Source organism: Leisingera sp. F5, from assembly GCF_001593695.1.
Genome location: NZ_LUKH01001153.1, coordinates 1 through 1,228, shown reverse-complemented (window position 1 = coordinate 1,228; position 1,228 = coordinate 1). Strand labels below are relative to the sequence as shown.

The 1,228-nt window shown below is 62.9% G+C and carries 2 protein-coding genes; both read left to right on the top strand.

Annotated features, from left to right (window positions below; translation table 11 throughout):
- A partial coding sequence (locus tag A2I95_RS39690) for a dihydrodipicolinate synthase family protein (protein WP_291737841.1) occupies positions 1 to 847 on the top strand: 847 nt, incomplete at its 5' end.
- Between the two features lie 3 nt (positions 848 to 850).
- Positions 851 to 1,228: aldehyde dehydrogenase family protein (locus A2I95_RS39685; RefSeq protein ID WP_291737840.1), on the top strand; the 378-nt coding region annotated here is incomplete at its 3' end.

The window sequence follows — 1,228 nt, the reverse complement described above, 5'->3', positions numbered from 1 at the left end:
CAATTGGGACGCGCTGGCCGAGGTGATCGAATATCTGGTTGAAAACGGCGTGCATGGCCTGATCTCCGGCGGCTCGACCGGTGAGAATTATGCCCAGACCGTCGAGGAACGGCTGGAGCTGGCGAAGTTCACCCATGAACAGCTGAAAGGCCGCCTGCCCTTGGTGGTCGGCACCGGCGCGATGCTGACCGGCGATTCCGTCGCGCTGGCCGCGGGCGCCAAGGAAATCGGCGCCGACTGCATTCTGCTGGCCTCGCCGCCCTATTCCGTTCCGACCGACCGCGAAAACGCACTGAATGCCCTTGCGATCGACAAGGCCGCCGATCTGCCGGTGATGCTGTACAACTACCCGCACCGCACCGGCACCATGATGGGCGAGGAGTTCCTGGACCGGGTGGGCCGCAGCCGCAATTTCTGCGGCATCAAGGAAAGCTCGGGCGATATCAACCGGGTGCACCTGCTGGCGCGGGACTATCCGCATATCCAGCTGGGCTGCGGCATGGATGATCAGGCGCTGGAATTCTTTGCCTGGGGCGCACCCTTCTGGGTCTGCGGCGGGTCGAACTTCCTGCCGGCCGAACATGTGGCGCTGTATAACGCCTGCGTGGTGGAGGGGAACTACACCAAGGGCCGCCGCATCATGTCGGCAATGATGCCCCTGATGCATGTGCTGGAGCAGGGCGGCAAGTTCATCCAGACCATCAAACACGGAGTCACCCTGAACGGCATCGCCGCCGGCGCCATGCGCGCACCGCTGAAGGGGCTGAACAAGGACGACAAACGCGCATTGGAACAGGTTGTGCGGGTGCTGAAACAGAAAATTGCCGACATTCAGGCGGAGGGCTGAGCCATGACATTGCTGACCCAGGACGAATACAAATCCATCGCCGCAGGGCTGGCCCTGCCCACCGGCGCCTTCATCGACGGTAAATTCCGCCCGGCGGCCTCGGGCAATACCTTTGCGACCGTGAACCCGGCGACCGGTGAAAAACTGGCCGATATCGCGGCCTGCGGCGCCGAGGACGTTGATTTCGCGGTTGAGAAAGCCCGCGAAGCCTTTGACGACGGGCGCTGGTCGAAACTGCATCCGTCGGAGCGCAAGGACGTGCTGATCCGGCTGGCCAAGCTGATGACCCGCAACGCGCGGGAACTGGCGGTGATGGAAAGTGTCGACAGCGGCAAGACCATCTATGACTGCGAAACCGTCGATGTGCCGGAGACCATCCAC